The 25,914-nt window shown below is 66.4% G+C and carries 21 protein-coding genes; 8 read left to right on the top strand and 13 right to left on the bottom strand.

Annotated elements, in window-relative coordinates; all coding sequences use genetic code 11:
* Positions 1-32 precede the first annotated feature (32 nt).
* From fabB to JKF87_RS06000, 3 genes are all read right to left on the bottom strand, one after another.
* Positions 33-1,250 carry a beta-ketoacyl-ACP synthase I gene (gene fabB / locus JKF87_RS06010; protein WP_201098322.1) on the bottom strand — a complete coding sequence of 406 codons (1,218 nt, stop codon included), beginning with the start codon at positions 1,248-1,250 and terminating at the stop codon, positions 33-35.
* Positions 1,251-1,313: 63 nt separating this feature from the next.
* Positions 1,314-1,850, bottom strand: a complete 537-nt coding sequence (gene fabA / locus JKF87_RS06005) for a 3-hydroxyacyl-[acyl-carrier-protein] dehydratase FabA (protein WP_201098320.1) — start codon at positions 1,848-1,850, stop codon at positions 1,314-1,316.
* An 82-nt stretch (positions 1,851-1,932) separates the two neighbouring features.
* Entirely contained in the window at positions 1,933-2,517 is a 585-nt protein-coding gene (locus JKF87_RS06000) for an SH3 domain-containing protein (RefSeq protein WP_307417594.1), read from the bottom strand.
* 66 nt (positions 2,518-2,583) lie between these two features.
* Here JKF87_RS06000 and JKF87_RS05995 point away from each other — a divergent pair, with 66 nt between their 5' ends.
* Positions 2,584-3,570 carry a 2-hydroxyacid dehydrogenase gene (locus JKF87_RS05995; RefSeq protein WP_201098316.1) on the top strand — a complete coding sequence of 329 codons (987 nt, stop codon included), beginning with the start codon at positions 2,584-2,586 and terminating at the stop codon, positions 3,568-3,570.
* Here the strand turns inward: JKF87_RS05995 and JKF87_RS05990 are convergent.
* The 4 genes from JKF87_RS05990 to JKF87_RS05975 form a co-directional block, all read right to left on the bottom strand.
* A complete protein-coding gene (locus tag JKF87_RS05990) occupies positions 3,567-4,772 on the bottom strand; it encodes a DUF6880 family protein (protein ID WP_236261167.1) in 1,206 nt (401 codons plus the stop codon). The two genes, JKF87_RS05995 and JKF87_RS05990, sit on opposite strands and share 4 nt — an antisense overlap.
* A 2-nt stretch (positions 4,773-4,774) precedes the next feature.
* A complete protein-coding gene (locus JKF87_RS05985; RefSeq protein WP_201098313.1) occupies positions 4,775-5,512 on the bottom strand; it encodes a HesA/MoeB/ThiF family protein in 738 nt (245 codons plus the stop codon).
* A 57-nt stretch (positions 5,513-5,569) separates the two neighbouring features.
* A complete protein-coding gene (locus JKF87_RS05980; RefSeq protein WP_201098311.1) occupies positions 5,570-5,980 on the bottom strand; it encodes a BLUF domain-containing protein in 411 nt (136 codons plus the stop codon).
* A 120-nt stretch (positions 5,981-6,100) separates the two neighbouring features.
* Entirely contained in the window at positions 6,101-6,499 is a 399-nt protein-coding gene (locus JKF87_RS05975; protein WP_275945236.1) for a BLUF domain-containing protein, read from the bottom strand.
* Positions 6,500-6,670: 171 nt separating this feature from the next.
* Here JKF87_RS05975 and hslV point away from each other — a divergent pair, with 171 nt between their 5' ends.
* The gene (hslV, locus tag JKF87_RS05970; RefSeq protein WP_201098309.1) at positions 6,671-7,234 is read left to right on the top strand and encodes an ATP-dependent protease subunit HslV; all 564 of its coding nucleotides are present in this window, start codon (positions 6,671-6,673) and stop codon (positions 7,232-7,234) included.
* Positions 7,235-7,241: 7 nt separating this feature from the next.
* On the opposite strand, the gene JKF87_RS05965 is transcribed toward hslV, so the two are convergent.
* Together JKF87_RS05965 and JKF87_RS05960 are read right to left on the bottom strand one after the other, a co-directional pair.
* The gene (locus JKF87_RS05965; protein WP_201098307.1) at positions 7,242-8,381 is read right to left on the bottom strand and encodes an acyltransferase family protein; all 1,140 of its coding nucleotides are present in this window, start codon (positions 8,379-8,381) and stop codon (positions 7,242-7,244) included.
* A gap of 151 nt (positions 8,382-8,532) precedes the next feature.
* Positions 8,533-10,617: a TonB-dependent receptor domain-containing protein gene (locus JKF87_RS05960; RefSeq protein WP_201098305.1), complete on the bottom strand. Its 2,085-nt coding sequence runs from the start codon at positions 10,615-10,617 to the stop codon at positions 8,533-8,535.
* Positions 10,618-10,831: 214 nt separating this feature from the next.
* On the opposite strand from JKF87_RS05960, the gene hisS reads away from it, so the two are divergent.
* Positions 10,832-12,322: a histidine--tRNA ligase gene (hisS, locus tag JKF87_RS05955; RefSeq protein WP_201098303.1), complete on the top strand. Its 1,491-nt coding sequence runs from the start codon at positions 10,832-10,834 to the stop codon at positions 12,320-12,322.
* A gap of 376 nt (positions 12,323-12,698) precedes the next feature.
* On the opposite strand, the gene JKF87_RS05950 is transcribed toward hisS, so the two are convergent.
* The gene (locus JKF87_RS05950) at positions 12,699-14,822 is read right to left on the bottom strand and encodes a M13 family metallopeptidase (RefSeq protein WP_201098301.1); all 2,124 of its coding nucleotides are present in this window, start codon (positions 14,820-14,822) and stop codon (positions 12,699-12,701) included.
* Between the two features lie 155 nt (positions 14,823-14,977).
* On the opposite strand from JKF87_RS05950, the gene JKF87_RS05945 reads away from it, so the two are divergent.
* Positions 14,978-16,819, top strand: a complete 1,842-nt coding sequence (locus JKF87_RS05945) for a cation:proton antiporter domain-containing protein (RefSeq protein WP_201098299.1) — start codon at positions 14,978-14,980, stop codon at positions 16,817-16,819.
* 189 nt (positions 16,820-17,008) lie between these two features.
* Entirely contained in the window at positions 17,009-17,647 is a 639-nt protein-coding gene (locus JKF87_RS05940; RefSeq protein ID WP_201098297.1) for a TetR/AcrR family transcriptional regulator, read from the top strand.
* 54 nt (positions 17,648-17,701) lie between these two features.
* Here the strand turns inward: JKF87_RS05940 and JKF87_RS05935 are convergent, their stop codons facing one another.
* A complete protein-coding gene (locus JKF87_RS05935; RefSeq protein WP_201098295.1) occupies positions 17,702-18,838 on the bottom strand; it encodes an aromatic ring-hydroxylating oxygenase subunit alpha in 1,137 nt (378 codons plus the stop codon).
* Between the two features lie 144 nt (positions 18,839-18,982).
* Here JKF87_RS05935 and JKF87_RS05930 point away from each other — a divergent pair, with 144 nt between their 5' ends.
* The 3 genes from JKF87_RS05930 (at position 18,983) to JKF87_RS05920 (ending at position 23,746) form a co-directional block, all read left to right on the top strand.
* Entirely contained in the window at positions 18,983-19,942 is a 960-nt protein-coding gene (locus JKF87_RS05930; protein WP_201098293.1) for an alpha/beta hydrolase, read from the top strand.
* 105 nt (positions 19,943-20,047) lie between these two features.
* Positions 20,048-22,141, top strand: coding sequence for a PBP1A family penicillin-binding protein (locus JKF87_RS05925; RefSeq protein ID WP_201098290.1), 2,094 nt, complete (start codon positions 20,048-20,050; stop codon positions 22,139-22,141).
* 780 nt (positions 22,142-22,921) lie between these two features.
* Positions 22,922-23,746, top strand: a complete 825-nt coding sequence (locus JKF87_RS05920; protein WP_201098288.1) for a hypothetical protein — start codon at positions 22,922-22,924, stop codon at positions 23,744-23,746.
* Between the two features lie 147 nt (positions 23,747-23,893).
* On the opposite strand, the gene JKF87_RS05915 is transcribed toward JKF87_RS05920, so the two are convergent.
* Both JKF87_RS05915 and JKF87_RS05910 read right to left on the bottom strand, forming a co-directional pair.
* Entirely contained in the window at positions 23,894-24,610 is a 717-nt protein-coding gene (locus JKF87_RS05915; protein ID WP_201098286.1) for a M48 family metallopeptidase, read from the bottom strand.
* On the bottom strand, positions 24,576-25,856 hold the full coding sequence (locus tag JKF87_RS05910) for a polyhydroxyalkanoate depolymerase (protein ID WP_201098283.1): 1,281 nt from the start codon (positions 25,854-25,856) through the stop codon (positions 24,576-24,578). Before JKF87_RS05910 ends, JKF87_RS05915 begins: the two co-directional genes overlap by 35 nt.
* Positions 25,857-25,914: the final 58 nt, after the last annotated feature.

Below are 25,914 nucleotides of genomic sequence, written 5' to 3'. Positions count from 1 at the left end.
GGGCGAGGATGACGGGGCCGGAACGGCGGGTCTCAGACCTTCGACAGGATCAGCGTGCCGTTGGTGCCGCCGAAGCCGAAGCTGTTCGACATGACGTGGGTCAGTTCGCCGTCGTGACGCTTGCGCAGGATGGGCATGCCCTCGAACGCCGGATCGAGGGTTTCGATGTGGGCGCTTTCCGACGCAAAGCCGTTCTGCATCATCAGCAGGCAGTAGATGGCTTCCTGCGCGCCCGCTGCGCCCAGCGAGTGGCCCGTCAGCGACTTGGTCGAGGAGATCATCGGCAGATTGTCGCCGAAGACGGCGCGCACGGCCTCCATCTCCTTGGAATCGCCCACCGGCGTCGAGGTGCCGTGCGGGTTCAGGTAGTCGATTTTCGGATTGCCGGCCTGCTCCAGCGCGATCTTCATGCAGCGCTGCGCGCCCTCGCCCGAGGGGGCGACCATGTCATAGCCGTCGGCGTTGGCGCCGTAGCCGGTGACTTCGGCATAGATGGTCGCGCCGCGCGCCTTGGCCCTCTCGTATTCTTCCAGCACCACGATGCCCGCGCCGCCCGCGATGACGAAGCCGTCGCGGTTGACGTCATAGGCGCGCGAGGCGACCGAGGGCGTCTCGTTGAAGTTCGACGACATGGCGCCCATGGCGTCGAACATGTTGGACATGGACCAGTCGATGTCCTCGCAGCCGCCGGCGAAGACCACGTCCTGCTTGCCCCACTGGATCTGTTCGACCCCGGCGCCGATGCAGTGGGCGCTGGTCGCGCAGGCCGAGCTGATCGAATAGTTGATGCCGCGCATCTGGAACCAGGTCGACAGGACCGCCGACGGGCCCGAGGCCATGGCTTTCGGCACCGCGAACGGGCCGATGCGCTTGGGCGCGCCCTTTTCGATGGTCGTCTGGGCCGCCTGGAGGATGACCTGGGTCGAGGGGCCGCCCTCGCCGACGATCAGGCCGATGCGGTCGTCCTTGATCTCATCCGCCGACAGACCCGACGACTTCAGCGCCTCTTCAAAGGCGATGTGGGCCCAGGCCGTGCCGTTGGCCAGGAAGCGGGCGGCGCGACGGTCGACCAGTTCCTCCCACGGGCCGATCTTGGGCGGCGCCCAGACCTGGCTGCGGAAGCCGTATTTGGCGTGATCGGCTGCATGAACGACGCCCGAACGGGCTTCGCGCAGCGACTGGGTGACCTCTTCGGCGCCATGGCCGATGGAGGATACGATGCCCAAGCCGGTGACGACGACACGACGCATGGTGTTTCCTTCTGATGCTTCTCGACCCGAGGGTCTTCCGCCTTGCTGACGGTATATAGGCGCTTAGGCGGCCGTCGGCTCGTCTTTGGCGGCGCCAAAGAGTCCGACCCGCATGTCGTTGCAGGTGTAGATGACCTGACCATCGGCCTCCAACACGCCGTCGGCGATGCCCATGACCAGCTTGCGGTTGATCACCCGCTTCAGGTGGATTTTGTAGACCACCTTCTTGACGTCAGGCGTCACCTGGCCGGTGAACTTGACCTCGCCGACGCCCAGCGCGCGGCCGCGGCCCGGTCCGCCGATCCAGCCCAGGTAGAAGCCGACCAGCTGCCACATGGCGTCCAGGCCCAGGCAGCCGGGCATCACGGGGTCGCCGATGAAGTGGCACTGGAAGAACCAGAGCTCTGGATTGATGTCGAGTTCCGCCTCGACATAGCCCTTGCCGTGGTCGCCGCCGTCCGAGTTGATCGTGACGATCCGGTCGAACATCAGCATCGGCGGGGCGGGCAGCTGGGCGTTGCCTGGACCGAACAGCTCGCCGCGGCCAGAGGCCAGCAGGGCCTCATGATCAAAGGACGAGGGGTATTGGGACTGGGTCAAGGCGCTTCCGTTTCGTAGAATATCAAAGCGCGGGTTACACGACCGCGCGGTTTGGCTCAACAGGGGGGCTTAAGGGCGGGGGTCAGCCGCGTCCGGTTCCAGCCGGACGGTTGGCGTTGCACAGGGCGCGTTCCTGGGTTCCGAACACCGAGCGCTGCGCCACCCAGCCCTCCAGCCGTCGCGCCCTCACCCGGCACCAGCCGTCCTCGCACTCGTCCAGCGACACCAGAGCGCGGGGCGACAGGCGTGCGCGCACCGAGGCGGTGTCGGAGCGGCCCGAGCGGATCGGCACCTCTTCTTCCGTCGTGTTGAACACCGAACGACGGCCCGACGAGACAGTGCGGTGGATCCAGGCCACGGCGCCGTCCGGGTCGCAGATCTTGCGCCATTCCGCCGTTTCGGCGATGACCTGAACCGGCAGACCGGCGGCGCGGTATTCCCACAGGATGGGATAGTCCAGCCCCGGCCCCTGGCGCGCGCGGACGTGTGAGGATTTCAGCGAAATCCAGCGCGGCACCTCCAGCCCCGTCGGCGTGGGGCGGCCGTCGGGCATGGACTGACCGGCGCTGGTCAGGACGCCCAGACCCCCGAACAGGGCGATGACAGCCCCGGCGACGACGATGCGGCGCCAGAAGCTTTGGAAGATGGCGGCGGCTTTGCTAGACACTGTATGGAACGACCCGTCGCGCGGGCCTCGATCCATTAAATCGCCGCCCGCAAACCAAGGCCTGCAATGTCCGCCTCCAAGCTTAAGGTCGTATTAACCAGACGCCTGCCGGACGCGGTCGAGACGCGGATGCGCGAACTTTTCGACGCCGAGCTGAACCTGAAGGACCAGCCGATGAACCGCGCGGCGCTGGAGGCCGCCGTCCAGCGCGCTCAGGTTCTGGTGCCCACCATCACCGATAAAATCGACGCCGACCTGATCAATGGCGCGGGCGAGCAGTTGAAGATGATCGCCAACTTCGGCGCGGGCGTGGACAATATCGACGTGGACGCCGCCGTGGCGCGCGGCATCATCGTCACCAATACGCCGGGCGTCCTGACCGAAGACACCGCCGACATGGCCATGAGCCTGATTCTGGCTGTCAGCCGCCGTCTGGTCGAGGGCGCGCAGGTGATCGCTGACGGCCGGTTCGAGGGCTGGACCCCGACCTGGATGTGCGGGCGCAAACTGTGGGGCAAGCGGCTGGGCATCGTCGGCATGGGCCGGATCGGCCAGGCCCTGGCCCGTCGCGCCAAGGCCTTCGGACTTCAGGTCCATTATCACAACCGCAAGCCTGTCTCGGCCCTGATCGAGGAGGAGCTGGGCGCGACCTACTGGGACGACCTGGATCAGATGCTGTCGCGCATGGACATCATCTCGCTGAACTGCCCCGCGACCAAGGACACGCGCCACCTGTTGTCGGCCCAGCGACTGGCCAAGCTTCAGCCCCACGCCATTCTGGTCAACACCGCGCGCGGCGAGCTGATCGACGAGGCGGCCCTGGCCCAGGCGGTCGCCATGCGCGCCGTCTCAGGCGTCGGTCTGGACGTGTTCGAGAATGAGCCGGACATCCACCCCGGCCTGCTGGGCCAGCCCAATGTGGTGCTGCTGCCGCACCTGGGGTCTGCGACCCTGGAGGCGCGTCAGGACATGGGCGACCGGGTCATCGCCAATGTCATGACCTACCAGAACGGCCACCGCCCGCCCGACCGGGTCATACCGGCGATGTTCTAACCGGCGCTCAGCAGTTCAGCCGACGTCGGGAAACGCTGCGCCAGCCGCGCGGCCCAGTCGGCTCTTTGCGGCAGGGACTTGTGGATCTCGCGCCGCCTGTGCTCGACCATGGCCGCCGCCTCGCGATGGGCGGGCCAGTCCATCAGGAAGCCCAGCCCTTTTTCGAAATCGGCGTGGGCGGCGGCAAGCGCCAGGGCGCGGTCCAGCGCCTCCACGTCGTCGAAGTCCGGCAGGCGCGCCAGATAGTCCTTGAGGACCGGCGCCGACAGCTCGTGCTGGAACAGCTCCCAACGCAGGGTCTGGGCCTCGTCCTTACGCCCTTCGGCGTCCAGAACGGCGATTGAGGCGGCCTCCCACGCCGGGGTCAGGCGCGGCGGGCCTGCGTTGGGCGAGCGTCCGAACGTCCATAGTCGGTTCGAAGCCGCAGGCGTCAGCGCCGCCTCCAGCGCCTCGCGCGCCTCGACGATCCGGCCCGCCGCGACCAGCCGCTGGGCGACGGCGGCGGCGAAATCAGGCGCGCCTCGTTCATCCCGGCTGACCAGAGACAGCCACAGGTCCAGGTCGCCCGCGCGGTCGGCCAGCCGCCGCATGACCGTCCGCATCCCGCGCGCGTCGGTCTTGGCGTCCAGATGGTCGATCAGGCCGCGGGCCAGATCCGGCGTCAGGGCGTCGTCCGCCAATGCGATCCAGCGGGCGTATTCCAGCGGCTGGCGGGCGACGGCCTGGGCCAGATGCTCCAGCGTACTGTCGTCCGTCCGCACGGCCTTGGCCGCGATCCGCCACAGGTCGGGAGCGGCGTCCTCGAAGGCGGCGGCGACCTCGCCCTTCTGGTCCTTGACCCGCGCGGCCAGACCGCGAAACAGATCAAGCCAGCCGATCATCCGCTCCAGACCTGCTGACGGGGCGGCGGGCGCCAGATCATCCAAGATCCCGCGCCGCAGGATGTCGAGATCGCGCAGCAGGTCGGGGCGTTTGCGCCACGACACCCGCGCCCGGCTGGTCGCGATGGTCGTCAGCCGCTTGTCCAGCTCCAGCCCCAGCACCTCGGGTCCGGCCTCGGCGGCCATGACCAGCCGCAGCCGGCGTTTCAGTATGGGGTCGCTGTCCGACGCCTCCATCAGCAGTTCGGCGATCCGCTCTGCGCCCAGTCCGGCCAGATTGGCGGCGTTCAGGCGTTTGGCGGCGACGGGACGGCGGGCCATGCCTAGGCGCCGCAGACGGGACAGGCGGGCTCGGCGGCGATCTTCACCGTGCGCGCGGCGGCGCTGAGGCCGTCATACAGCATCAGCCGCCCGGTCAGGGGCTGGCCCGCGCCGGTGATCAGCTTGATCGTCTCCAGCGCCGCCATCGACCCGATCACCCCCGCCAGCGCCCCGACCACGCCGACGCGCGAACAGGTCTCGGCGTCCGGCGGAACATCCGGCACAAGGCACTGGTAGCAGGGCCGACCGATGAAGACCGCGACCTGTCCGCTCCAGCGGCCAAGCGCGCCGGAGACCAGGGGCTTGCCCGCCGCCACGCAGGCCGCATTGACCAGATGGCGCGTCTCGAAGTCGTCGGTCCCGTCCAGCACGATGTCGAAGGCGCCGATCCGCGCGGCGGCGTTGTCGGCGGTCAGGCGCTCAGCGAAGGTTTCGATGGCGACATGGGGGTTCAGGGCCGTCAGGCGCGCCGCCCCGGCCTCGACCTTGGGCCGGCCCGTTTCGCCGGTCGAAAAGATGATCTGCCGCTGCAGGTTCGACAGGCCGACCGTGTCGTCGTCGATCAGGCCCAGGGTTCCGACCCCCGCCGCCGCCAGATACAGGGCCGCAGGCGCGCCGACCCCGCCCGCGCCGACGATCAGCACCCGCGCCTTCTTCAGCGCCTGCTGCCCCGGCCCCCCGATCTCGGACAGGACCAGATGGCGGGCGTAGCGTTCGACTTCGTCTTCAGAGAAAACCATGCCCTTCATCTAGCGACGCCCGGCCTGGGAAGCGAGGCCCCGACTTGGCGGGCAGGGTCAGGCGATCGGGCTTGCGGTCCGATGCGCCTCGGCCATCAGCTGCTCAAGCATCAGTCCGGTCTTCTGCGCCGTCAGTCCGGCGCAGATCAGGCGATCCAGCGCAGGCGTGGCGTCGATCCGCGACATGGGGCTGTCGGGAAACAGGCGCGCATCGACGGGGCGATCGGCCAGGATGCGGATATCGGTGTGACGGCGGTCGGCGCGGATGCGGTTCAGCGTGCGGTCCAGATCGACCCGCGCGCCCTCCATGACCTGGAAGAACCGACCGTGGCGACGCAGCAGGGCGCTGGTGACGTGGTCGCGTCGGTTGTTCGCGTTCGACACGCCGATGATGTCGATCAGCGGCAAAAGCCCTTCAGCCGCGGCGCCGACGGCGTCGCTGGCGAAAACAAGGCGAAACAGACTCATGGGTACTCGTACGCTTGAGCGCCAACTGGCGGACGATCCTGCCCTAGAGATGTATCATTAACGGAATACGACCGGGCGGTGACAGGACGCGCTCAGACCATTGGGCTCAGGCCGTTGGACTCAGGCCGCCAGGGTCAGATGGTCGCACATCAGCAGGCGTTGCAGGCCGTCAGCCGACAGGTGGCTAAGGCGGCGTCCCTGCAGCAGGGTCTGGGCCTGATCTGGGCTGAGGGCGCTGAGGCGGACGGGGTTGGCGGTCTGGCGTTTCAGCACGGGGCGATCCTGCAGAACCCGCAGGTTCCTGTGTCGGGGATCGCGGGCCACGCGGGCCAGAAGCCGGTCCACGTCCACGCGCTTGCCCTCGATCATCTGGGCGGCCTCGCCGTCATGAAAGATCAGGGCGCTGGTGATCTCGTCGCGCTGGTTGTTGCGCTGACACACGCCCAGAATTTCGGCCACCGAGCGCATAGACTGTCCGGCGCCAGCGACAAGTTCGCTTACAAAAACAACGCGGAACAGCAGTTTAACGCCCTCTGTGATCGTTATCAGCGATGATGTTTGCTCTTTTTCTCCAAAAATGGGGTGAAAGTGAGATGGTGTTATGCGAGTTTGCGGCGGGTCTGGGGCTCAGGGGCCGCGACGTTCAGCGCCGGACTTGATGCGCGGGCTTGGGCGGGCCATCTGGCGGACATGACCCAATCGCACGCTTCCAACTTCCCCGACTGGCACGGCACCACCATCCTGGCGGTGCGCAAGAACGGCCGCACCGTCATCGCCGGCGACGGCCAGGTCTCGATGGGGCCGACCATCGTCAAGGGTTCGGCGCGCAAGGTGCGGACCCTGGCGGGCGGCAAGGTTCTGGCGGGCTTCGCTGGGGCCACGGCTGACGCCCTGACCCTGATCGAGCGGCTGGAGGCCAAGCTGGAGCAGTATCCGGATCAACTGGCGCGGGCCTGCGTCGATCTGGCCAAGGACTGGCGCACCGATCGCTATCTGCGTCGTCTGGAGGCCATGCTGCTGGTGGCGGACAAGTCGTCGATCTTCACCGTCACCGGCGTCGGCGACGTGCTTGAGCCAGAATACGGCGTCGCCGCCGTGGGGTCCGGCGGCAACTACGCCCTGGCCGCCGCCCGCGCCCTGAGCGATGACACCGAACTGGACGCCGAGGCCATCGCCCGCAAGGCCATGAAAATCGCCGCCGAGATCTGCGTCTATACCAACGGCAATCTGACGGTGGAGACGCTGGAGGCCTGACCGGCCTTCAGGTCTTGGCCGGGGCGGGGCGGCCCAGGAAACGCTGGGCCAGCCAGCGCCGCACCGGCGCGTCGAACAGCTTCAGGCTGGTCCAGGCGATCAGCACCGATCCGACGAAGACCCCCACGCCGACCAGCGCGCCCAGCGCCAGCGGCGGCTTCGCGTCCACGACCCAGCCGGTGTAGATATAGATCAGCGGATAGTGGGTGATGTAGATCGGATAGGACAGGTCGCCGAAGAAACGCGCGACGCGGACCGACACGCCATCGACCTGCTTGTCGCCCGCCCCGATGGCCACGATCAGCGGGAACAACAGGATCACGCACAGGGCCTCGTACAGGCCGTTGACCCACAGATGCTCCGCCCCGCCGAAACGCGGCAGGGACAGGCCGACGATCAGCAGCAGGCTGGCGACCGCAAAGGCGTGATTGATGCGGATGCGCCGTCCCACCCGGAACAGCAGAACCCCGGCGCAGAAGGGGAACAGCACGCGCGTCAGGCCGATGCGCACGCCCTCGGCATCCAGCGCCCAGCCGCCGATCAGGTCGCCCCGTCCGCCGAACACCGCCAGATGGATCAGGGCCAGACCCGTCAGCGCCACGACCACGCCCAGCGCCCGGTTCGACAGTTTCCTAAGGCCCAGGGCGTACAGCAGGTTGGCGACATATTCATAGAACAGCGACCAGGCGGGGCCGTTCAGCGAATAGATCTCGCCCCAGCCGCGCACGTCCATCGACTTGGGTTGGGGGATCATCAGGGCGCTGAGGATCAGCACCGCGATCACCTGCCAGGCGGTGGCCGACTGGAACTTGGGAAAGATCGAATAGTCCTGGAACACGAACAGGGCCGCGCCCAACAGGCTGCCCAGGATCAGCATGGGCTGAAGCCGGATCAGGCGCCGCTTCAGGAAGTTCGCCACCGACATCTGGCCCCAGCGGTCGTCATAGGCATAGGCGATGACGAAACCCGACAGCAGGAAGAAGAAGTCCACCGCCAGGTAGCCGTGGTTGATGATCTGCCGGTGCGCATCGCCGCCAGCGTGCGCCTCGAGCACGTGGAACGCCACCACGATCAGGGCGGCGACCCCGCGCAGACCGTCCAGAACGGCGTAATGGGTCTTTGCGGCGGGCGCGGCAGGTGCGGTCATGGAACGCGGATCATCCCCAATGAAGAACGATCTTGTGAACGTTCTCATTCGGCTTGGCAATATGTCGCAGCACGCCGGTTTCTGATGCGCAAACGGCGGAGACGGATCGCCCGTCTCCGCCCGTTCGGACGTTGCGTTCAGGGTGTCGGGATCAGAACCGGGCGCGTAGGCCCAGCACGAGGTTGCGGCCCCGCAGCGGCACCAGATCGCTGATGAAGGAGGCGTGGTTGAACGCCAGTTCATTCAGCAGATTGGTCCCGCGCACATAGATCTGCGCCTCAGTCGGTCCCAGGTCGAAGTCGTAGGCCGCGGTGGCGTTGATCATGTTGTAGCCCGGCGTCGTCGTCTCATAGCTGGCGACGCGATCCTGTTCGAACACCCGCACATATTCGACCGAACCGGACCACGGTCCCTGGATCAGATCGGTGCGGGCGCCCAGACGACCGGCGGGAATGCGAGGCAGGTCGCCGCCGTCGTCCAGCTCGGCGCGGACATAGTCGCCGAACACCGTCGCCGACAGATTGGGCCGGAAGCGATGGGTGGCCTCGGCCTCGACCCCGGTGAAGGTGGCGTCATGCTGGGTGTAGCGGATCAGGCGGAAGTCTTCGAACCGGTCCAGAGTGTCGGCGTAGATATAGCCGTCATAGGCATAGCGATAGGCGCTGACGCCGAAGGTGGTCCGGCCTTGCGTCTTCTTGATCCCGGCCTCCAGCGAGACGACGCTTTCGGTCTTCAGGTCCACCGACCCCAGCTCATAGGTGTTGGTCGCCAGGTGGACGCCGCGCGCATAGAGCTCCTGGATATTGGGCGCGCGCTGCGAGCGGGCGGCCGAGAGCGACAGGACATAGTCCGGGGCGAACCGCCAGTTGGCGCCGATCGAGGCCGAGAAGGGCTGGAAGTCGCGGTCGGGGCGCGAAGCGACGGCGATATCGCCGCGCGCGCCGGTCTTCTGCCATTCCTGACGCACCGCCCCTTCAAAGGTCCAGGCTCCGGCGTCGAAGGTCTCCAGCACGAACAGGGCGCTGGTCTCGGTGCGGCTGGGGCGGATGAAGGATTCCAGACCCTCGGCGGCGAAGTCGCTGCGGGCGACCTGTCCGCCGATCACGCCGCGCAGGCGGCCGATGGGGGCGTGCTGCACCTCGACGCGGGCGTCATAGCCGCGATTGGTGAAGGTGGTGGTGATCTGGCCGTCGTCCCGTTCGTCATGGGCGTAGTCGGTATAGCCGCCGCGGAAACGGATGCGCTCGACCCCCGCGAACGGATCACGCAGTTCGCCGCGCACGTCGGTGCGGCGGCTGACCAGATCGACGGTCGGGGCATGGCCATGGCCGTGCTCATGGTCATGATCGTGGTCGTGACCGTCCTCGTCGTGGTCATGGCCGTGTCCGCCGCAATGCAGGTGCGTGCCGTGCGGGTGGCAGGATTCGTATTCATGGCTATGGCCCGGCAGGCCGTAGGTGCTGTTCTGCTGGGTGTAGGCGACGCCCAGATAGCCGCGCGACCCGATCCAGGATGCGCCCAGGGTGGCGGTGCGGCTGTCGTTGGCCGATCCGTCCAGACGCTTTTCGCTCCAGTCGGGAACCCTGTAGTCGTCGGTCTTACGCCGCGCCGCCTCGATGCGGACGGCGAAGCCGTTTCCGCCTGCGGTCAGGCCGGCCACCGCCGCCTCTTCATTGTCCGCCGAGCCGATCCGGAGTTCGGCGGCCCCCTCTCCGCCTCGGGGCGGGATGGCGGTCGGGATCTTGCGGTCGATCAGATTGACCGCCCCGCCGATGGCGCCCCCGCCGTACAGCAGCGCGCTGGGGCCGCGCAGAATCTCGACCCCCTGAAGCAGCAGGGTCTCGCCGCCGACCGCATGGTCGGGCGACACTTCGGAAGCGTCCAGCAGGGCCGACCCGCTGCTCAGCACCTTCACGCGCGGCGCGGTCTGGCCCCGGATGACCGGACGGCTGGCGCCCCCGCCGAAGGTGTCCGAACTGACGCCCGGCAGGCCGTTCAGGGTGTCGCCCAGCGTCGCCTCGCGCCGATGGACCAGATTGTCGCCGCTCAGCACCGCCACGCTGGACACGACCTGATCGCCGGAACGGTTCAGCGGGTCGGCGGTGACGATCACGTCATCGACCTTGGCCACGGCTGAACCAGATGGGGGCGCCGACTGAGGCAGGGGGGCGGCATGGGCCGTCGTCGTGATGGCCAGCGTCGCCGCAGCCGAGAGAAGCATGGTCTTTGTACGCATCGTCGCACCCCCATTTCCGAAAGAGGGGTGCTGGGTATGTTATACAGTAACGATTCTCAAGGGGGTTTTGAACCGATTGGGCGAATTCGCACGGAGCAAGATGTCGCAGCGGATCTTCAGGCTGCGTTTTGGCGCAAAGCCTCGGTCCGGAGAATTAAGGGGCTGATCGGCGGCTTGAGTTGCGGCGGCGTGGCCCTTGGCTTAATCGCGCGGCATGACTGATGAAGCCCCCATCCGCCCGCTCGCCCGCAATCCGCGCGGTTTCGCCGACAAGCGCGGGCGCGACCTGACCGCCGAACGCCGCATCGTGGCGCGCGTGTCCGAGGTCTATGAGCGCTGGGGCTTCGAGCCGCTGGAGACCCCGGCCTTTGAATACGCCGACGCATTGGGCAAGTTCCTGCCTGACGCCGACCGCCCCAACGAAGGCGTCTTCGCCCTGCAGGACGACGCGGGCTCGGACGAACCGGGCGACTGGATGGCGCTGCGATACGACCACACCGCGCCCCTGGCCCGGTTCGCGGCCCAGACCTGGGAGACCCTGCCCAAGCCCTTCCGCCGCTACGCTTATGGTCCGGTCTGGCGCAACGAAAAGCCCGGCCCTGGCCGCTTCCGCGAGTTCTGGCAGTGCGACGCCGACACCGTCGGCTCGGACCGGCCTGAGGCGGACGCCGAGATCATCGCCATGGCCTGCGAGGGTCTGCGCGGCGCCGGGCTGGATGCGGGCCAGGCCCAGATCCGCGTCTCGAACCGCAAGCTGTTCGACGGCCTGTTCGACGCCGGCGGCGTGACCGAGGCGGGCCAGCGCCTGACCGCCCTTCGCGCCATCGACAAGTTCGACCGTCTGGGCTGGGACGGCGTGGTCCAGCTTCTGGGCGAAGGTCGTCTGGACGATTCCGGCGACTACACCAAGGGCGCGCAACTGCCCGCCAAGGTGACGGCGGCCATCGAGGCCTTCCTGGCCTCGGCCAACACCCCCGGCCTGACGCGGGCCGAGACGCTGGACGCCGTCGCCCGTTCCGGCGACCTGGGCGCGGCGGGCGAGGCGGCGCTGAACGAACTGGCCGCCATCGACCGGGCGCTGAACGCCATGCAGGTCGCCCAGGACGCCGTGAAGTTCGATCCGACCATCGTGCGCGGTCTGGAATATTACACCGGCGCCGTGTTCGAGGCCGAACTGCTGCTGGACACGGTGGACGACAAGGGCCGTCCGGTCCGCTTCGGCTCCATCGGCGGCGGCGGCCGCTATGACGATCTGGTCGCCCGCTTCACCGGCCAGAGCGTGCCGGCGACCGGCTTCTCCTTCGGCGTCTCGCGTCTGGCCTCGGCCCTGCGCGCGGCGGGTCGAGGCGCAGAGGACGCGGTGCGCGGCCCCGTCGTGGTCATCGTCTTCTCCGAGGACGACATGGGCCACTACCTGACCGCCGTCGCCGAACTGCGCGCAGCGGGTGTGGCCGCAGAGCTGTACCTCGGCCGCGCGGGCATGAAGGCCCAGATGAAGTACGCCGACCGCCGCGGCGCGCCCGCTGTCGTCATCCTGGGCGGAGACGAGATCGCGGCGGGCGAGGTGACCATCAAGGACCTGGACGCCGGTCGCGCCGCCGCCGCCGGGATCACTGACAACGACGCCTGGAAGGCCGAGCGCCCCGGCCAGATGAAAATCCCTCGCGCAGGCCTGGTCGCGGCCATCAAGGCCATTATCGAATAAGTTTCGATAATAAATCTGTCCCAAGATAGGTTATCACTGATAAGTCGAAGAAAGTTCGATTGAGGGTGAACTGGTCGTTGACGGCCACGGGGGGCTTGGGCCAAATGAACTCACTCGAGGGCAAGCGTTGCTCAAGCGCGCAGCACTCGAAGGCGTTTCGGGGAGGAAACGTCCGCTCTTTAAAGAGCAAGATAGCCCGCTGCGATGTATCCCCCGCAGCGGGCTTTTCTATGCCCGGAATGCTGGCGTAACCGATGAAAAATATCGAGAAATTGTCCAGACGTCTGAAGGTCGGGGCCTCGGATTCTGCAGGAATTCTCCATGAAAAAAGGCCGGGGCGAACCCCGGCCTTTTTCCTTATCGACGAAGCTTCGTCCTACCAGAGGCGGACGCGCTCATCCGGGGTCAGATAGTATTTGGTCCCCGGCTTGACCTCGAAGGCGTCGTACCAGGCGTCGACGTTGCGCAGCGGGCCGATGACCCGGAACTGGGCGGCTGAGTGCGGGTCGGTGGCGACCTGCTGCTTCAGCGCCTCGTCACGGTACTTCGACTGCCAGACCTGGGCCCAGCCGTAGAAGAAGCGCTGGTCGCCGGTCGTGCCGTCCAGAACCGGCGCCGGACGACCGCCCAGCGACAGGTGATAGGCCTCAAGCCCCACCGCCACGCCGGAGGCGTCGCCGATGTTCTCGCCCATCGTGAGGCCGGGGTTGATGTGATAGCCGGCGATCGGCTCGTAGCTGGCGTATTGCGCGCCCAGACGCGCGGTCAGGGCCTCGAAATTGGCCTTGTCCTCGGGCGTCCACCAGTTGCGCAGAACGCCGTCGCCGTCGGACTTGGAGCCCTGATCGTCGAAGCCGTGGCCGATCTCGTGACCGATCACGCCGCCGATGCCGCCGTAGTTGACGGCCGGGTCGCCGTTCGGATCGAAGAAGGGCGGCTGCAGGATGGCCGCCGGGAAGACGATCTCGTTGTTGGCCGAGTTGTAGTAGGCGTTGACCGTCTGAGGCGTCATGCCCCACTCGGCCTTGTCGACCGGCTGGTTCAGGCGCGCCAGCTGATAGTTCCACTGGAAGCGGCCCTGACGCTCGACGTTGCCGACCAGATCATTGGCGCGGATGTCCAGGGCGGAATAGTCGCGCCACTTGTCCGGATAGCCGATCTTGACCGTGAATTTGCGCAGCTTCTCCTGCGCCGCCGCCTTGGTCTCCGTGCCCATCCAGCTCAGATTATCGATCCGGTGCGACAGGGCGGTGCGCAGATTGGCGACCAGTTCTTCCATCTTGGCCTTGGATTCGGCCGGGAAATACTGGGCGACATAGAGACGACCCGCAGCCTCGCCCAACGCCCCTTCGGCGAACGAGATGGCGCGTTTTTCACGCGTGCGCTGCTCGGGCTGGCCCGACAGGTCGCGTGAGTTGAACTCCCATGCGGCGTCCGAGAAGCGCTTGGACAGATAGGGGGCCATGTCGTCGGCGGTGTGGAAGGCTTCCCACGCCTGCAGCAGGGCCACCGGGGTCTCGGCGTAGATGGCGGCGATCTTGGGCAGGGCCGTGTTCTGACGCACGATCAGACGCGGCGCGCCGCCCAGTTGGGCCGCGTCGAAATAGGGCTGCCAGGCGAAGCCGGGCGCGTCCTGCGTCAGGCTGGCGATGGTGTATTCGTTATAGGTCTTGTCGCGGTTGCGGTTCTCGGCGGGGCTCCAGTGCGCCTCGGCGATCTTGCTTTCCAGCGCCACGATCTGGGCGGCCGTCTCGGTCGGGTTGTCCCAGCCGATCATGCCCAGGATGCGCGCCACATAGGCCTGGTAGAGCTCTTTCTTGTCGGCGAAACGGGCGTCCAGATAATAGTCGCGGTTCGGCAGGCCCAGGCCCGACTGGCCGGTCGACACGACGTAGCGGGTCGGCTGCTTGGAATCGATGGTGATGCCGGTGCCGAAGAAGGAGCCGCCGAACCGGCCGATGGTCTGGCCCATGTGGACGGCCATCTTCTCGTGCGTATCCGCGGCGCGGATGGCGGCCAGATAGGGCTGCAGCGGCTGGGCGTCCAACTGATCGACGCGGGCCTGATCGATGTATGAGCGATAGGCGTCGGCGATCTTCTTCTCGTCCGTCCCGGCGGTCAGGTCGGTGCGCGCGGCCAGGCCCGTCACCAGTTCCTTCATGCGGTTGTCCGACAGTTCGCGCAGCAGGGCGAAGGAGCCATAGCTGGTGCGGTCCGACGGAATGACCAGTTTGTCGATCGCCGCGCCATTGGCGTAGCGGAAGAAGTCGTCGCCGGGGTTCACCGAGGGGTCGCGACCGGCCAGATCGAAGCCCCAGGTTCCGTATTTGGGGGCGACGGTTCCCTGCCATCCTGCGGCGGTTTCTTCGCCCGAGAAGATCGAAACCATCTCGCAGGCGTCGTCGATGCAGGCGTGGTCGTGACCGATGTCCTGGGCGAAAGCCGCGCTGGCGGGCAGCAGAAGGGCGCCGACAGCGGCCCCGATAAGCAGACGTTTCATCATTGGATCCTTGATGCCGTCCCCGAAATGGACGGGTCGGCGCGGACCCTAGACCGGCATAGGGGGGTGTCGCCTTAAAAAAAATTCATGAAAGGCCTGCGACGACTCGCCACAGGGGTGGGTTCAGGGTCAGATGCGTCTGAAGCGGAGGGCGGATGCACGGACACGGCGCGGACTACAAGGATCTGGTGGTTTTCCTGGCTGCGGCCGGGGTGATCGTGCCTCTGGTCAACCGGCTGAAGATCAGTCCGGTGCTGGGGTTTCTTGCGGCGGGCGTGGTGCTGGGGCCGGATGGTCTGGCGCGGTTTTCGGGTGCGTTGCCCTGGCTGTCCTGGATCACGATCCGCGAGCCGGGGCAGTTGGCGCAGCTTTCGGAACTGGGCGTCGCCTTTCTTCTGTTCATGATCGGGCTTGAGCTGTCGTGGGAGCGGCTGCGCGCCATGCGCCGTCTGGTGTTCGGCCTGGGCATGATGCAGGTGCTGGCCTGTTCGGTGGTGCTGGCGGGCGGCTTCATGCTGATGGGTCAGTCGCTGGCTGGGGCGGCGGTGCTGGGCATGGGGCTGGCCCTGTCGTCGACGGCGGTGGTCATGCCGGTTCTGGCCGAGCGCGGGCGGTTGAAGGGGACGGTGGGCCGTTCGACCTTCGCCATCCTGTTGGCGCAGGATCTGTCGGTTGCGCCGATCCTGATCACGGTCACGGTTCTGGCGGCGCTGGCCCAGCAGGGCGGAGGACTGGACCTGGATCCGGCTGTGCTGGGGCGGGCCCTGTTCACCCTGGCGCCCGCCGCCATCGGTCTGGGCCTGTTGATACTGCTGGGACGGGTCGTGCTGCGGCCCATGTTCCGATCGGTGGCCAAGGCGCGCAAGGTCGATCAGGGCGGCGAACTGTTCGTCGCCGCCAGTCTGCTGGTCGTGGTCGGCGCCGGTCTGGCGGCCCAGGCCAGCGGTCTGTCCATGAGCATCGGCGCCCTGGTCGCAGGCGTGTTGCTGGCCGAGACCGAGTTCCGGCGCGAGGTCGAAATCTCCATCGAGCCGTTCAAGGGCCTGTTGCTGGGCGTCTTCTTCGTCGGGGTCGGCCTGGGGCTTGATCTGGACGCCGTCGCCGCCAATCCATGGGGCGTCATCGGTCTGGCGGCGGCCATCACGGTGGTGAAGACGGGCGTGATCTTCACCCTGGCGCGACTGTGGGGTCTGGCCGCCCGCCCGGCGCTGGAGACGGCCCTGGTGCTGGCCCCTGCGGGCGAGTTCGCCTTCGTCGTCTTCGCCACGGGATTGGTGGAGGGCGTCGCCCCCTCGGCTCTGACCTCGACGGTCGCCCTGTCCGCCACCCTCAGCATCTTCTCGATCCCCTTCCTGGCGATGCTGGGCCAGCGCCTGACGCGCCGCCCTCGTCTGGAAGCGGCGGCCATGCCTGACGAGAGGGAGTTGCCGCAGCAGGCGGACGGCGCGGTCGTCATTGTCGGCTTCGGGCGGGTCGGGCGGCTGATCGGCGAGATGTTGAAGGTGCACGACCAGGCCTTCATCGCCGTGGATGCGGACCCGGGCATCGTCGCCGCCGGACGTCGTGACGGCTATGACGTCTTTTACGGCGACGCAGGCCGCGCAGAGATGTTGGTGCGTTGCGGTGTCCAGACCACCCGCGCCCTGGTCGTGACCATGGATGCGCCCGGCAAGGTGGACGAGGTGGTGCGCACGGCGCGTCAACTGCGCGACGACCTGATCCTGATCGCCCGCGCCCGCGACGACCAGCATGCAGCCCGGCTCTATGCGCTAGGCGTCACCGACGCCGTGCCGGAAACCACAGAGGCCAGTTTGCAATTGGCTGAAAACACTCTGGTCGATCTGAGGGTGCCGATGGGACTTGTGCTTGCGTCGATCCACGAACGCCGTGATCAGTTCAGGCAGGTATTCCAGGCGGCGGTGTCTGATCAAAGACGTGACCGCCCGATGAGGGCCTTCAGGGTGTCCCAGAATAGGACGCGGGCAAGATTAGAATAGATTTGCAAACAGCTAAGCTTGTCTGGACCCAATTTTGTCATGGTTCCGTGATGGAAGCGATGCTTCTGTATTCGTCCCGTAGCGGACAAGCAGCATTTGTTTGCCTTGCCCTGGGTTGCGGACGCCCAATCCAGGGTCATCTTTGGGTGGCGTCTTTTGTGGCTAAACGTAGAGTAAAAGCCTGAATTTATGACCGATTCCATCGCACACGCCCTCGTTGAGCCTCGCCTGAATCGGCGTCAGGCCGCGAAGATCCGCACCCGTCAAAAGGTGCTGGACGCCGCCCGTTCGCTTTTTGCAGAGCGCGGTTATGAGCCGGCGACCATCCGCGACATCGCCAAGGGCGCAGGCATGTCCACCGGGGCCGTCTTCGCCAACTTCCAGGACAAGGCCGAACTGTTCGAAGCCGTTCTGACCGAAGACATGACGCGTCTGGCCGAAGTGGTCGAGGCGGGCTCCACGGCCGGCGACCCAGTCCGCAACCGTCTGGTCGAGGCCCTCAGCGCCGGTTACCATTCGTCGTTGGACCAACTTCCGCTGTTCCAAGCCATCGTCGCCCGCTCGTGGTTCCAGCCCCTGGCCGCTGAAATGCGCGCCCGCGCCGCGACCAAGAAGCTGCAACTGGCCATCGGCGCCATCGTTCAGGACGCGGTGACCAAGGGTGAGCTTCGCCAGGACGCGGATGTTCGTCTGCTGGTCGAGCTGATCTGGGATTCCTACCTGTCGAACTATCGCCGCGCGGCCTACGACAACTGGGATGCGCAGGCTCTGTCGGAACACATCGGCAAGCAGATTGATGTGATCTTGGCCGGGGCCCTGGCCAAGTAAGATGCTCTAGCGACCAAAGATAAAAGGCCTCCCGCACGGGAGGCCTTTTTCATTTCAGCTCTTCCAGCGCAGGGTCGTCGGCTTGATCGGATTGACGAAGGCCCGGCCCTCGGCCCGGCTTCTGGCCCATTCGCGTTTCAGCTGCTGGTACCATTTGGCCTGTTTGTCGGCGTCGTCGATCCAGATCAGCGCCGGATCGTAGCGCAGACCCTCGTTCTGCAGGTTCACCATGCCGCCGTCCTGTTTCAGGAAGGCGACCACCCCCATCCGCAGGAAGGGCTTGGCCAGTCGGAACACCCAGTGGTCGGACCAGAAGATCTGGGTGATGCGGGTCTTTGTGTCGGTCACCGGGGTCAGGCAGGTCAGGGCCAGCACCTGTTTTTCACCGACCTGGATATGCTCCCAGCGGAAGCCCGGCAGGCGGAAGGTGATCTCGGTCGCGGGCGCGCCGCCCAGGATCTTGTAAAGGCGGCTGTTCGACGATGGCGCGTGACGCACCATGGCCCAGCCATAGTCGGTCGGCGCAAAGGCCTTGGACTTTTCGTGCATCGAATGTTCGGACCGCCACCACCATTGCTGGTGGACATAGGGGCCGTGGGCGGGGTCCATCAGGCCGACGACGGCATGGTCGATATGGCTGTCGAAATCCATGGCCTCGACCAGCTTGGCCTCGCCGCCCACCACGCCGGGGAAGACCGGCGGCGCGTGGTCCGGTTCTGATGGATTGCGCGCGTCCGACGCCATCCAGACGAAGACCAGGCCCTGGCTTTCGCGCACCGGATAGGAGCGCACGCGGATGCGGTCGGTCTCGAACGCCTGATCCTCGACCAGCGAAGGAATGGCCGCGCAGACCCCGTCGGTGCGGAAACGCCAGCCGTGATAGGGGCATTCGACTGTCTCGCCCTCGCCCGGCTTCTCCACCAGCCTGCCCGCCGACAGGGGGGCGGCGCGGTGGGGACAGATGTCGCGCATGGCATAGACCTGGCCCGCGCGGGTGCGGCCGATCAGGACCGGCTCGCCCATGATCTCGTAGCGTTTCAGACTGGCCGGGGCGACGTCGCGGCCCAGGGCGACGAAATACCAGGTGTCGGTGACGAACCCCTTGCCGAACGGCGAGGCGCCCGCCTTTGACGGTGCGGCCTCGGCTTGCGGGGCGGTCGGGTTGGCGGCGTTTGAGGCGTCGGCGGTCATGGGGGTTGTTTAACAGCGTGAGGGCGACAGCCATAGACCCCGCGCCGCCGGGTTCGCGTGCGCGCGACGTCTTCCCCGATGGGCCGGTGAACAGCTATGACGAGGGCGATAAGGCCGCTTGAGCGGTTTCAGGGAAGTCACGCCATGTTCCGCACCCTCGCCCTCGCCGCCCTGTTGTCCGTGACGGCGCCGCTCGCGGCCCCCGGTGCGGCGCTTGCCCAGGATGGACACGTGAACCATGCGGCCCATGGCCCCGCCGCCTTCTCTTCAGACAGGATCACGGTCCGGGTCGACGGCGACCTGGATGGACGCGACATCATCCTGATTCCTGGGCTCAGCTCATCACCGGACATCTGGCAGGGGACGGTGGATCATCTGACCGCGCAGGACGGCGCGGGCTGGCGCGTTCACCGCGTCCATATCCAGGGCTTCGCCGGCGCACCGGCGGGGGGCAACGCCCAGACCGGCGCAGCGCCCACGCTGATCGGCGCGCCCGCCGCCGAGGAGATCGCCCGCTACATCCGTGAACAGGGCCTGCACAAGCCCGCCGTCGTCGGCCATTCGATGGGCGGAACCATCGCCATGATGCTGGCCGCGCGCCATCCCGACAGCGTCAGCAAGCTGGTGGTCGTGGACATGATCCCCTTCATGGGCGCGATGTTCGGCCCGCCGGGAGCCACGGTCGAAACCGTGACCCCGGTCGCGGACCAGGTCTGGGCCGCTCAGGCCAACAGCCCGCGCGACGCCTATGTGGCCCAGGCGACCACGGCCATCACCGGCATGGTCAACAATCCCGAGCGCCGCGAAGAGGCGCTGGAGGACATGCGCACCAGCGACCAGAAGGTGTCCGCCGCCGCCTTCCGCGAACTGATCACCACGGACCTGCGTCCGGAGTTGTCCAAGATCACGGCCCCGACCGAGGTGCTGTACGTCAAGTTCAACCCGCCCCTGACGGCCGAACTGACCGACGCCATCTATCAGGCATCATTCGCCACCCTGCCGGGGGTGCAGCTGAAGCGGATCGACGACAGCGCCCACTTCATCATGTTCGACCAGCCGCAGACGTTTTATGGCGATCTGGACGCCTTTCTTTCGGCGAAATGACCGCTCACGTTTGCGTGAGATCGACAGGGCCGTTTCGGCGCTCCGTCAATCCAGCTACATAAACCCGAGACGAAACCCGCCTGAGCGCGGCATCTGAGGATATACATGGCGGGTCCACGGGCTGCAGGTGACGATCGGGGCGCAAAGCCGAAGCGGACGCCGTTGCAGAGGCTGTTCTACTGGGGCGCGGTTCTGGCCGTCTGGGGGGTGATCTTCCTGGTGGTCTTCTTCGCGGTTTTTGCGCGCGGACTGCCCGACACCTCCAGCCTGTATAATGTCGATCGCCAGCCTTCGATCACCTATCTGGACCGCAACGGCGCCCTGATCGCGACGCGGGGCACCCAGATGGCGCCGCCTGCCGATCTGGACGCCCTGCCCGACTATGTCCCGGCGGCCTTCATCGCCATCGAGGACCGGCGTTTCTATCACCACCCCGGTTTCGACCCCATCGGCATGAGCCGGGCCATGGTGCGCAATCTGCGCGCCGGGCGGGTGGTGCAGGGCGGTTCGACCCTGACGCAGCAGCTGGCCAAGAACCTGTTCCTGACCCCCGACCAGAACATGCGCCGCAAGGTGCAGGAGCTGATGCTGGCCGTCTGGCTGGAGATGAAATTCTCCAAGAAGGAGATCCTGGCCCTCTATCTGAACCGGGTCTATTTCGGCGCGGGCGCCTATGGGATCGAGGCGGCCTCGCAACGCTATTTCGACAAGTCGGCCAAGGATCTGACGGTTGGAGAGGCCGCGCTTCTGGCGGGCCTGCTGAAGGCGCCTTCGCGCTATTCGCCGGTGTCCGAGAGCGAGCGGGCCGCCGCCCGCGCCACCGTCGTCCTCAATGAAATGGAAGAGGCGGGCGTCATCACCGCCGCCCAGCGCGAACAGGCCGTGACCCAGCCGGTCATCGTCTCGCGCACCCTGGCGACCCAGCACGCACAGTATTTCATCGACTGGCTGGACAAGTCGATCCGTGGTCTGGTCGGCGAACCGACCGAGGACATGGTGGTCGAGACCACACTGGACCTGACGCTGCAGACCGACGCCGAACGCGCCGTGCGCCGCATTCTGGACCGCGACGCCTCCAAGGGCGTGCAGCAGGCGGCCCTGGTCGCGCTGGACGGCGACGGACGGGTGCGCGCCATGATCGGCGGCGCCTCATACGCCGACAGCCAGTTCAACCGCGCCGTCGATGCGCGCCGTCAGGCAGGTTCGTCGTGGAAGCCGTTCGTCTATCTGGCCGCCATGGAGGCGGGCTATACGCCCCAGACCCCGGTGGTGGATGAGCCGATCACCATCGGCAACTGGTCGCCCAAGAACTATTCCGGCAACTACAGCGGCAACATGACGGTGGCCCAGGCCGTGGCCAACTCGACCAATACGGTCGCCGTCTCCATCGCCGACAAGATCGGCCGCGACAGCGTGGCTCGCGCCGCGCGCCGTCTGGGCATTCAGAGTCGCATCGGGCTGGAGCCGTCGATGGCTCTGGGCGCGGTCGAGGTCTCGCCGCTGGAGATGGCCACTGCCTATGACGCCTTCGCCAACGGCGGGCGCCGCGTGGACGCCTATGGCATCAGCCGCATCCGCACCCCGCAGGGCCGCGTCATCTATCAGCGCGCCAGCGGCCAGAGCGGTCAGGCGATCAACAACCCGCCGCTCTATTACATGAACCAGGTCCTGCGCGGAGTGGTGACGTCCGGCACCGGACGCAGCGTGGCCATTCCGGGCCGCGATCTGGCGGGCAAGTCGGGCACGACCTCGGACTACAAGGACGCCTGGTTCGTCGGCTACACTGGCGGTTTCGTCGCCGCCGTCTGGGTGGGCAAGGACGACAACACCGCCATGCGCGGCGTCACCGGCGGATCGTCGCCCGCCGCCATTTGGCGCGGCTTCATGGAGGCGGCCCTGCCGCGCCTGAACGCGCCCAGCATCCCCAACGGCCCGCCCATGCCCGAAGGCTGGACCGCGCCCGATCCGGTCGGTGATCTGATGAGCGGCCTGGGCGAAGGCGGCGCGCCGGTCGAGCCCGTCGATCCGAACCTCGGCGAACCCTATGTCGACCAACCGGCGCCCCAATATCAGCAGCCGTCGCCGAAACAGCCGGTCGTGCGCCCGACCTCGCCCCAGCCCGGCTATCGCGATCCGCCGAACCAGCAACCCGAAGGCCGCCCGGCGCCCGAACGCAAGCCAGACGCCCTGTTCTTCTGATCTTTGGCGCGAGGCCTCCCTGTCGAACAGCGATGAGGAGGCGGCGCGAAGGAGCCGCGCCTGTTCTTGTCCCGTGTGACCGGCGGCGGCGTTCCTGCCATGAATGTCAGGTCTCTGGCGACATTCTAATTCTTGCTAACGACCCAAAGGCGACATTCGGATGATCCGTTAGTTGCCAGCGGGACAGCGAAGGTATCCTCTAACGGGATAGTATCCGACAACCGTGGTATCGCGCGGCTGTCCGATCGTCGAAATATCTTCGAAATCCCAGCATTGCTCTGGCCTCTGCTCAGCGGATGGTGCCGTTTCGGAGAGTCTCACCTCCCTACCGCACACGCCGGCGTCGGTGATCCTGACAGACTGAATTACGACGCGGGTGCCCTCCGAAGAACAAAACGAAAGTTCAGTAAAGTCAGGATCGTGCTGTCTGGAGAGGCGGGCCTGCCCGTGCGTAAGACTTCGCTCTGCAACTACGGCCCTATGCGCTGAAACGGAATCTGGAGGTGAACTGGTGTATGACACCGAGGGGACGCAGGCCGATATCGACAGTGCGATAATTAAACCTACTGCTCGCTGAGCGATGCATAGCCTATTGGTCATGATCCCCCTCCGTTGAGGTTGATACGTTGCCCTAGCTAAGGGCTGCTTTCCCACCCCAAGCGGCGGTTCAGCGGGTCTGCTTTCGGCCCCTCCAGTCTGTGTCTGGTTCCGGGCCTGACACCAATGTCGTGCTCCGACCCATAGCTGACCTTTTCGGCCGAAGTCAGCTAGGCTGACCATATGCCAGCTTTCGAACACCACTATGTTCCACTTCATCCCGCTCCGGCGACTAAGGAAGAGTGTGACGAGCTCACCGTTCTCGGAACCCTAAACTACGACACCAAGATCGGGATCGCGCTAATCGTCCGACTGTTGGGCACTGAGGCCAAAGGGATCAGGGTGATCGCCATTGCTCTGCCGGAAGCGGGCGGCGGCCATGAAACCTTGGAGAAGTGGTTCAAACAGATCGTAGAGACCACATTGGCGTCGATCCGCTTGACCTACGATCAGGACGCTCAGCCTGAATACACACCCAACGGATTCTTGAGGCTCATGACGCAGACGGACGCCCCTGAACCCGAATATGGTTTCCCTGTCCAGATGACGCACAACGCCGACTGGCGCATCAACATCAACAACGTGATGGGCGTGTTCGGCGCCATCCACGGGAAGGGAAAGGCGGACATCGCTGCGCTATTGGCGGAGTCTCAGGTTTCGTCGCTTCCGCCTCACTACGCGGTCCTGTCGTTGGTCAGGGCCATCGAGCTACTATGGCCGATTGAAACCGATCGCCACGCGATCCTCAACGCCAGAGAGGCCGAGTTCGCAGCACTCGCAATCAGCCAGCGAGCGTTCCGCAATGCTCTTCCCGAACTGCGAAACAAGTGCGCCCACGCCCATGGGCGAGGTCGTGGAGAGCCAGAGCCGTGGGTCGGTCTAGGCTACAACAACCCGGTGGTAAGGCCGCTGAAGTTGCTGCTCACCAGCATCGTGGCACGCGGCCTTCGGGACATCCATGGCGTATCCGTCAGAGAAGCCGACCTTTATGCTGAGCAGCAAGTCTAGCGACGGTCGGCTTCGTCAGCGTAGTCGTGGTCGCCAGTGATTTAAAGGAACTGTCTCATCGGGAGCCGATAGTTGGGAACGTGTCTGCTCACCACCCTTACGCGAACCTCGTTGAGTCTGCCTTGGCGGCCGCGTGGAAAAGTGCTCTCACCGCCCCACGGCGTGCAGCGCGCCGCCGTGATCGCGCAGCCATTTGCGATAGGGTTTGTGGTCTCCGATCAGGCGCTCGACCACGGACCAGTAGGCGGGGCTGTGGTCGGCGTGGACCAGGTGGGCGACCTCGTGGGCGGCGAGGTAGTCGATGACCGGGGGCGGGGCCATGATGACCCGCCAGGAATAGCGGATGGTGCGGTTGTGCGGGCTGCACGAGCCCCAGCGGGATTTGGTGTCGGCGATCGACACCTTGACCGGCTTCTGGCCCAGGGTGCGCAGATGGTGCTCGGTGCGTTCCTCAAGCGTCAGACGGGCTTCGCGTTTCAGCAGGTTCTCGACCCGTCGGGCATAGGCCTCGCCCTCGCCGCCCGAGCGGATGACGGTTCCGTCCTCGACCAGACGCGCCGCCCCAGCGCCCGGCGTGGCTTCAAGCTGCACCCGGCGGCCCCGCAGCGAGATGACCTGGCCCGGCTCCAGCGGGCGGCCCCTGGGCTGGACGGCCAGACGCTCGGCGATCCACGCGGCCTTGGTGCGGGCGAAGGCGACGGCCTGGGTCAGGCCGCGCTCGGTCGGGGCGATGACCACGGCCTCGCCCGCGCGCGCATCGATCCGCACCGACAGGCGCCGGGCGCGGGGATTGACGGACAGTCTCAGGGTCGGGCCGGAACCCGCCTCGTCAAGCGGCAGCCGCTGACCGTTGCGGTACGCCACTGATGGCCTCGTTCTGGGCGATGAAATCGCGGACGCGGGGATAGATCTCGTCTCGGAAGCGACGGCCGTTGAAGACGCCGTAGTGGCCTACGCCCGGCTGGACATAGAGCACGCGCTGGTTCTCCGGGACATTGGGGCAAAGGCCGTGCGCCGCCTGGGTCTGGCCGACGCCGGAAATGTCGTCCTTCTCGCCCTCGACCGTCATAAGGCCGATGTCGGTGATCCGGGTCAGATCGACCTTGCGCCCGCGATGCTCCAGCAGGCCGCGCGCCAGCAGGTGCTGCTGGAAGACGATGTCGATGGTCTGGAGGTAGAATTCCTCGGTCAGGTCCAGCACCGACAGATATTCGTCGTAGAATTCCTCGTGCTTCTCGACCCCGTCGCCGTCGCCGTGGATCAGGCTGTTGAAATAGTCCCAGTGGGCGTCGCGGTGCCGCTCTTCGTTCATCGACATAAAGCTGTAGAGCTGGACGAAGCCCGGATAGACGTTCCGCCCGAACCCCGGATAGGGCAGGGGCACGGTGTGGATCATGTTCGACCTGAACCAGGTGAAGGGTTTCTCCTCCGCCAGTTGGTTGGTCACGGTCGGCGACAGGCGCGCGTCGATGGGCGAGCCCATGAAGGTCATGGAGGCCGGGCGGTTGGGATCCTTGTCCTCGGCCATCACGGCGCTCGCGGCCAGAACGGGCGGGCCCGGCTGGCAGACGCCGACGACATGGGCGCGGCCGCCGATCTCGGCCAGCATCAGGCGGACATGGTCGATATAGTCGAAGAAGTCGAACCGGCCTTCCAGCACCGGAACCTGACGGGCGTTGATCCAGTCGGTGACATAGACGTCGTGGTCCTGAAGGAAGGCCTCGACCGTGCCGCGCAACAGGGTGGCGTAGTGGCCAGACAGAGGGGCGACGATCAGGACGGCGGGGGCGGCCACCGGCTTGCCCGCCCGTTTCAGGTCGCCGATGTTGCGCGCGAACCGGACCAGACGGCACCAGGGGCTCTGCCAGATCACCTGTTCGGTGGTGCGGATCGGATGGCCGTCGGCGTGGATCGTCTCCAGCCGCCAGTCCGGCTTGCCGTAGCGGCGGGTCACGCTTTCGAACAGTTCGGCCGAGGCATAGGCCGTGCGGCCGATGGCGGTGTCGGACACCGGGTTCAGCGGCGAGGACCAGAACTGGCGCGCCATCTGGGCGCCGATGCGCCACGGCAGGGCCGACTGGTAAGCGAGTTCATGAAACGCGTAGAGCATGACTGTCCTGACGGCGGAGGCCGTTTGTGCAGAGCAGCATATAATGCGCAGGCCCGCA

Origin of the sequence: Brevundimonas nasdae (assembly GCF_016654005.1) — a bacterium.
GTDB lineage: Bacteria > Pseudomonadota > Alphaproteobacteria > Caulobacterales > Caulobacteraceae > Brevundimonas > Brevundimonas nasdae.
This window is presented reverse-complemented; position numbering and strand designations above follow the sequence as displayed.